The sequence below is a fragment of the Ensifer sp. 22460 genome (assembly GCF_052044935.1).
In the GTDB taxonomy this organism is placed as follows: Bacteria; Pseudomonadota; Alphaproteobacteria; order Rhizobiales; family Rhizobiaceae; genus Ensifer.
Window position 1 is genome coordinate 1 of sequence record NZ_JBQENZ010000063.1, and the last position, 7,479, is coordinate 7,479.

At 61.9% G+C, this 7,479-nt stretch carries 5 protein-coding genes; 1 reads left to right on the top strand and 4 read right to left on the bottom strand.

What is annotated here, in order from left to right:
- The coding region (gndA, locus tag ACTJKM_RS35850; protein WP_440661879.1) for an NADP-dependent phosphogluconate dehydrogenase at positions 1–1,392 on the top strand (1,392 nt) is incomplete at its 5' end.
- 55 nt (positions 1,393–1,447) lie between these two features.
- Here the strand turns inward: gndA and ACTJKM_RS35855 are convergent.
- The 4 genes from ACTJKM_RS35855 to ACTJKM_RS35870 all read right to left on the bottom strand — a co-directional run.
- Entirely contained in the window at positions 1,448–1,705 is a 258-nt protein-coding gene (locus ACTJKM_RS35855; RefSeq protein WP_063893427.1) for a hypothetical protein, read from the bottom strand.
- A gap of 758 nt (positions 1,706–2,463) precedes the next feature.
- Entirely contained in the window at positions 2,464–3,795 is a 1,332-nt protein-coding gene (locus tag ACTJKM_RS35860; RefSeq protein ID WP_113515265.1) for an HlyD family type I secretion periplasmic adaptor subunit, read from the bottom strand.
- Positions 3,792–5,645 (bottom strand): type I secretion system permease/ATPase, encoded by a 1,854-nt coding sequence (locus ACTJKM_RS35865; RefSeq protein ID WP_440639590.1) that lies wholly within the window; start codon positions 5,643–5,645, stop codon positions 3,792–3,794. The genes ACTJKM_RS35860 and ACTJKM_RS35865 overlap by 4 nt, the downstream gene beginning before the upstream one ends.
- 97 nt (positions 5,646–5,742) lie before the next feature.
- On the bottom strand, positions 5,743–7,479 hold a 1,737-nt coding region (locus ACTJKM_RS35870; protein ID WP_440661880.1), incomplete at its 5' end, for a DUF5801 repeats-in-toxin domain-containing protein.

A 7,479-nucleotide genomic window follows, 5' to 3' on the forward strand; every position in this document is an offset into this window, starting at 1 on the left:
GGCGTCATGGGCTCGAACCTGGCGCTCAACATCGCTGAAAAGGGCAACAAGATCGCGGTGTTCAACCGCACCGTCGAGGCGACGCACAAGTTCTACGCGGAAGCCGGTGAACTCAAGGGCCAGATCGTGCCCTGCGACACCATTGAAGAGTTTGTTGCCGCCATCCGTCCGCCGCGCCCGATCATCATCATGATCAAGGCCGGCGAGCCGGTCGATCAGCAGATGAAGATCCTCGAGCCCTACCTTTCCAAGGGCGACATCATGATCGACGCCGGCAACGCCAACTTCCGCGACACGATGCGCCGCTTCGAGGCGCTGAAGGACAGTGGCCTGACCTTCATCGGCATGGGGGTTTCCGGCGGTGAGGAAGGCGCACGTCACGGCCCGTCGATCATGGTCGGCGGCAAGGAAGAATCCTGGAAGCGCGTCGAGAGTGTTTTGACCTCGATCGCCGCGAAATACGACAACGACCCTTGCGTCGCCTGGCTCGGCGAAAACGGCGCCGGCCATTTCGTCAAGACCATCCACAACGGCATCGAATATGCCGACATGCAGATGATCGCCGAAATCTACGGCATCCTGCGCGACGGCCTGAAGATGTCGGCGACCGAAATCGGCGAGGTCTTCGGCACCTGGAACAAGGGCCGCCTCAACTCCTACCTGATCGAGATCACCGAGAAGGTGCTGAAGGCGGCCGATCCTCTGACCGGCAAGCCGATCGTCGATTTGATCCTCGACAAGGCCGGCCAGAAGGGCACCGGCAAGTGGTCGGTGATCGAGGCGCAGAACATGGGCGTGCCGGCAACCGGCATTGAGGCGGCGGTGGCCGCGCGCAGCATCTCCGCGATGAAGGACGAACGCGAAGCGGCCGAAAAGATCCTCGGGCTGCCTGAGGTCGGCGACTTCAAGGTGGCCGACAAGGCAGCCTTCATCAGGGATCTCGAAAGCGCGCTGCTGGCCGCCAAGATCGGCGCCTATGCGCAAGGCTTCGCGGTGATGTCGGCGGCATCAAAGGAGTTCAACTGGAACCTGCCGATGCCGACCATTGCCGAGATCTGGCGTGCCGGCTGCATCATCCGCTCGCAGTTCCTCGACGAGATCACCACCGCGTTCACCAAGGCGCCGGATGCCGCCAACCTGATCGTCACCCCGGCCTTTGCCGCCATGGTCAAGGAAACCGATGGTGCGCTGCGCCGCGTTGTCTCGGCAGCTGTTCTCGGTGGCCTGCCGGTGCCGGCGCTTGCGTCAGCGCTCGGCTATTTCGACAGCTACCGCCGCGGCCGCGGCACGGCCAACGTCATCCAGGCGCAGCGCGACTTCTTCGGCGCGCACGGCTTCGACCGCGTCGACGGTGCCGACAGCCACCACGGTCCGTGGGGCAGTGGCTTCTAGCTGGCACTCGGAAATTGCGACCGTTCGATCCTTTCAGGAGCTAAGAGGCGGGCACTCAATTGACAAAGCGAGGACTGACATTGGTGAGCAAACTCACGACCTTGTCTTCGATCGCCTGACAGTCGTTCTCGTACCGGGCGGTCAGTGGATCGCCTGAAATCGCGTGCTCTCGGAGTTCATCCCGGGTGATCACCGCGATGCCATAAGCCTCTAACAGGGTACTCAGCGAAAGGAACCTCAGCTCCGCAAGCTGTTGGCGATGCCTCGGCAGCCGCATCATCAGGCGTGCCCGTCCGATCTTCTCAAAATCCATCGTTTCCGCCTTCAGGTAACGCCTGAAAGCCAGTGTCCTCCACAATCCGAGGGGTAGCAACATGAATATGACCGTGCAGCCTCTGCAGCGGCAATTGAGCGCGGCAGGACCGCGAGATGGAAATCCTCAATCCGACCAGTGAAACAGTAGCGTCAGGAGTGATGTTGGCGAGGTCAAGAACAAACACCAGTCGCTAGACAGCCGCGTCTCGGCCGAATGACCAAACGCGTTTGTACCGGAACGAGGAGTGGGGGATCCCAGAGCGCTTAGTCGAATGGGGCTGGGGCGAGCGCTCTGGGATCACTAGCGCCAACGACGGAGGGCAGTCCTTGGCTCCTTGGCGCTTAAACAGCATGGCGGGCGGATTCAGAATGAGCAACGCCGCTAGGACCTTTGCCAGAGCGCACCAGACCTAAGTCTGGCAAGATCTCAAAGAAACGGCTCCCGAAAATCGAGCACTCGGCCAATCAGTTGGGCTCCGTTGGCAGACCTCGGAGCCCGGTCGGTCGATCATCCGGTTGCTGCGTAGCGACGTGGGAACATGCCTGCAAAAAGCTAAGCGCGAACACCCAGACGATGATGAGAGAGAGCGCGCGAAAGAAGTTTGCGAACGGAGAAATCTGCACTTGAACTCGCATCGGCCGAGCGCCTGATGGACCACAGAACCGGCGCGGCCTCCGCAATCATCGTGGTCGATGAGCAAGAGCTCGACAAGCTTGCCGGCCGCAATCTGCTTCCTCCGCAACCGGGCTGGCTTCCTATTTTTCCCGTAGCGCCCGGCGGAAGTTCTGCGTGATTGGTTCTGCAAGGTAGGCAAGCACGGTGCGGGCACCCGTCCGGATCATTGCCTCGCTCGACATGCCGGGCAACAGTTTACGGCCCTCGAGCTTGGCGAGTTCGTGTCTGTCAATCAACACGGTTGCGGTGAAGTATGGCGTCCCGCTGCGTTCCTCTATCATGCGGTCCGCCGATACGATCTCCACGACGCCGTCGAGTGGCGGCAGGTTGTAGCGTGCGAAGGCTGGAAAGCTGACACGCGCTGGCTGTCCGGGGGCGATCGTCTCGACATCTTCCGGCCTGACCATAGCCTCGACCACGAGCTGCTGTCCGAGAGGGACCACGGTCATCAATGTTTCTCCGGGCTTCACGACACCACCGTCCGTGTGGACCTTCAGATCCATGACGATGCCGTCAACCGGTGCGACGATGTCGGTGCGGGCAAGCACGTCGTTGGCGGAACGCTCCTGCTGTTTGAGGTCAAACAAATCCGCCTCGACCTTACTCAATTCCTCGACAGCATCTTTCAGCCGCACGGTGTTGAGGTTCAGAATCTGCGCGTCAATTTCGGCCATGGCGCTTCTGGCACGAGCGATCGCCGCGATATTGGTAGCGCGCTCCCCCTCGATCTCGCGCTGTTGTCGTCTAAGCAGCAGGTTCCGCTCGCGGGTGGTGAGTGCCTTCTTGAGCAGAGCTTCAAGATCCTTAGTCTCGCCTTCAAGAGCCTCGATCTGCCTGTCCTCGGTCGCAACGAGTCTCTCCAGTCCGGTTATCTCCTCCTCGGCCTGGTGGCGGCGTTGTCCGAGAATGGTCCGCGCGTCGTTCAAGTTGTGGCGCTTTGCCGCGAACACGTCGCGCTGCGTGGCCACCGCGTCCTTGGCAGCGGTCGCACGGTTTGCGAGCAGCGCCGGATCAAAGTCGATCTCGGCCTTGTCGTCACGCTCCGCCCGGAGCCGCGCGGCCAGCGCCTCGCGCGTTGCGATCCGGTTCCGAACCAGGTCCAGTTGTGCTTTGGCCTGCGTGTCGTCGAGCCGGATCAGAACCTTGCCGGCCTTGACGATGTCACCGTTGGTGGCGTTCAACTCCGCGATAATGCCGCCCTCGAGGTGCTGGACGAGCTTGCGGTCGCCTGCGACCTTGACAACGCCCGGCGCAACTGCAGCGCTGTCCAACGGCGCCAGCGCCGCCCAACCTCCGGCCGCACCGAAAAAGAGGACCATGATTGTGAACCCGGCCCAGGTCACGCCGGCGAGACGCAAGGGTATCGGCTTGGGCATCGGCGGTGGCGGGGCAGGTAGCGGTACAACGGTCATGTCTGTTTCCGATCCGATGGTTGCGCGGCGTCCGCAGGGCCACCTGAACTGCCTCCGGCAACAGGGCCGGACCTAGGTGGTAAGTTTCGGACCGTGAATCGGGGCGCTGGACCGGGACCGCCGTCTTGATTCGCGGCTATGGTTGGGATCTGAACTACCTCGCGGCTGCGCCGGGCGAGTTCGTTGAAGACATGATCACGCGGGCCAAAGAGATCTTGCTGGCCGCGGTTGAGGACGAGTATCTTGTCGACCTTGTCCATGATGTTCGGTCGGTGCGCGATCAGGATAATCGTCGTGCCTGCGGCCTTGACGGTACCGAGGGCTGCAATCAATGCGTCTTCGCCTTCGCGGTCGAGATTGGAATTCGGCTCGTCCAGGATAAGGAGTGCCGGGTCGCCGTAGAGCGCCCTCGCTAGCCCGATGCGTTGACGCTGCCCGCCCGACAGTGTCGCGCCCGACTCGCCGATCTCGGTAGCGTAACCCTTCGGCAGTCCCTTGATCAGTTCGTGAACTCCCGCCAGTTGTGCGGCCTTGACGACGTTGTTGAAGACCGGCGTGTCGAGCTTCGCGAAGCGGCAGATGTTCTCGGAGACAGTACCGGCGAAGAGCTCGATGTCCTGCGGCAAGTAACCGACATAGCGGCCGCGGTCCTCTGCCGCCCATTGGGCGACGTCCATGCCATCAAGCAACGCGCGTCCTCCGGATGGGCGCCAGGCACCGGCCAGTATCCGCGCCAGACTCGTCTTTCCGGCCGCGCTAGGGCCGATCAGCGCCATTACCTCGCCCGGTTTGAGCTGGAAGCTAATCCCTTTCAGGATATGTTCGCCGCCCTGCCGGGCAAGCACAAGATTGTCGGCCTCAAACCTACCCTTCGGCCGCGGTAGTGGCAGAACCGGTGTGGCCTCCAGGTGTTCGCCGGCGACTGCGGCGAGACGACGGTAGGCGGCCCGCGCTCCAACAGTCGCCTTCCAGGTGCCGATCGCTTGCTCGACCGGGGACAATGCGCGACCCATGAGGATCGAGGCGGAGATCATGATGCCGGGCGAGGCCTCGTTGCGAAGTACGAGGTAGGCCCCGAGGCCTAGTATGGCCATTTGCAAGGCTAGTCGGTGACACCGCGCGATGGCCGCGATGAAGCCGCCACGGTTGGCGGCGAGAACCTGTCCATGGTTTGCCTCGTCCTGCTGCGCTTTCCACCCCTCCAGCAGCGGCTTCAGCATGCCCATCGCCTGCACGACCTCTGCATTGCGGATAGCCGCCTCGGCCTGCACGTATGCGCGCGATTGGGCGCTTTGGGCCTCGGTCAATGGTTTGCGTGTGAGGTATTCGTTGAGCAATGCCAACGCGAACAGGACAATCCCGCCGCCCAGCGCCAGCCAACCGAGCCAAGGGTGCATGAGGAATATGGCCCCGAAAAACAACGGCGCCCAAGGCGCGTCAAGGATCGGGAAAATGCTCGGGCTTGTGAAGAAATTCCGAACTTGATCCAGGTCGCGCAATGGACGGGCATTGACCTGACCGGGCGCTGAAGCGGCATACTCCACCGCTGCTGTCAGGAGCACCGGCGCCAACCGCGCATTCATCCAGGATCCGACTGTTGCGAGCAGACGCCCGCGCACGATTTCCAGCCCCGCCATTGTGGCGAGCGCGCCCACCGCCATCAGTGACAGCATCCCCAACGTTTCCAGGCTGTGGCTGGACAACACGCGATGGTAGACCTGGAGCATGTAGATCGCGCCGGTCAACATCAGCACGTTGATGCCGGCACTGAACCAGATAAGCGGCTGGATGGCCCGGCCGGCTTCTTTCATCACAACCTGTAGGGCGGGGCGTTGTTGGCTGGTTTTCATCTTCTATAACTCTAGGACGCGGGACCAGAAGAACGCTTAGCGGGGCGACACCCCGGCAGATCACGGGGGCAGCTTGGCTGCCCCCGTGAAAGAAGTGTCAGGTAACATCAACAAGGATGTGCTGCGTCTCTGTCTGGTCCCCGTCCGCGTCCGCGACCTGGAAGGCGAAGTCGAGGTTGGCGTCGACTGTCCCACTGGACTGCTGGACAAACCCGATATCCACGATCTTCAGCACATCGTTATCGGTCGGGTCCCAGGCTGTCAGGCCGCTGGTGGTGCTGCTGTCGCCACCGGCCCCGATCGCCCCATTCAGGTTGATGGCGTTGCCCGTCAACCCATTTGCGCTCTGCATGATCTGGATGCCCTGGATCTGGTAGGTCTCGGTACCGTCCGTGTAGTCGTTCTGTTCGATGATGAGCAAGGCATCGTTATTATCGAGCGTGAACTCGGTGCTGTACGGGAAGGGGACATTGGCGTTCCCCTTGATCAGGTCCGAGTTCTGCACGTTGACCGCCCGCGTGATCTCGTTGCCGTTGGCATTCTTCAGGTCGAGGATCAGGACCAGGTCTTCACTGCTCCCGATGCCATCGAACTTGATGACAACGCCGCTGGCACTCGTGGTCGGGTCAAGCTTCTCAGTGCCACCACCGGGGGCGTTCGGGTTGACATCCGAGAGAATGTTCTCTTTGAAGAACCGCAAGGTCAGAAGTTCACCCTTCTGGATCGTGTCGCCAGCGACCCCGTTTGTCGCCTGGGTTGCAGATACCCAGTCTTCGAAGTTGTTGCTGACCATCTCGTGAATGCCAGTGCCGGATGTGAATGAGGTGTCGTTGGAAGTCCCATCACCGTCGCCTGTGAACGAGAACGTCTTGTTCTTGTTGTTGAGCGCATTTGCGGTGAACTGCACGAAGAACGGGTTAGGATCGTCGTCGGGCGTGAGCTGCTCCGCGACGATCTGTGGGTGTCCGGTGTTGCCGGCGGGTGCTTTAGCCAGCAACTCATTGGTGTGCAGCACGTCGAAGCTGAAGCCTTCGAGCGGGTCGGTCAGGGTGATGGTATAGGTGCCGGCCTCCTTGTCGAAGACGAGGGTGCCCTCCGCCGTCCCGGTCTGGAGGCCAGCCGCTGGGTCCTTGTCGTAGGTGAAGGTGAAGTCGAACGTCGCGGAGGTGAGGCTCTCCGAATTCAGCGTCACAATTGGGTCGAGGATATTGCCTCCGCCGCCACCGCTGATCGTGCCGCTGAGCCCGATCTGGACGCCAGCAAGCGCGGCATTCTGGTCGACAAAGTCGGAACCGCCGCCCGTGTAGAACGCCGCCGTGCGAGCATCCGCGCCGATGTTGTACCCGAAGGCTCCGGTGGCCGACTGGTTGTCCTCGTTGGCCAGGGTCTCGTGGGTCCCTGGGGTGCCGCTCTGGTCACCGTCAAACGGCACGGTGATCGTCGGGCCATCGTCCTTGAAGTTGAGGTTCTGGCCGATGTTGTGGGTGTCCGAGTCCTCGTCCCCGTCGTTGTCGGTGATGGTTGCCGTCAGGGTGATGAGGTCGGCAGCAGCCAAGGTGATGCTGTCGTCATGGTTGCTGGCGTCCGGATGGACCACCGCGCGGGCCTGGTCGAGCGTGACGACGCCGGCGGCGCTGACGCTGACCGTGAACACAACAGCGCCGACGGCCGAGCCGGCACGACCGACCACGTTGTCACCTTCCTTGAAGAGCAGGACGGCGTCGCCGGTTGCGGTGTCGACGAGGCCACTGTCGTTGTTGGCCTGATTGATGCCGAGCGCATAGCTGATGGCGTCACCATCCTCACCGGCATCCGAGGTGAAGGAGGTCGAGAA

Coding starts and splice junctions, on each gene's coding strand:
- ACTJKM_RS35860 (WP_113515265.1), bottom strand. CDS start 3,795: ATGACCGTTGTACCGCTACCTGCCCCGCCACCGCCGATGCCCAAGCCG.
- ACTJKM_RS35855 (WP_063893427.1), bottom strand. CDS start 1,705: ATGGATTTTGAGAAGATCGGACGGGCACGCCTGATGATGCGGCTGCCG.
- ACTJKM_RS35865 (WP_440639590.1), bottom strand. CDS start 5,645: ATGAAAACCAGCCAACAACGCCCCGCCCTACAGGTTGTGATGAAAGAA.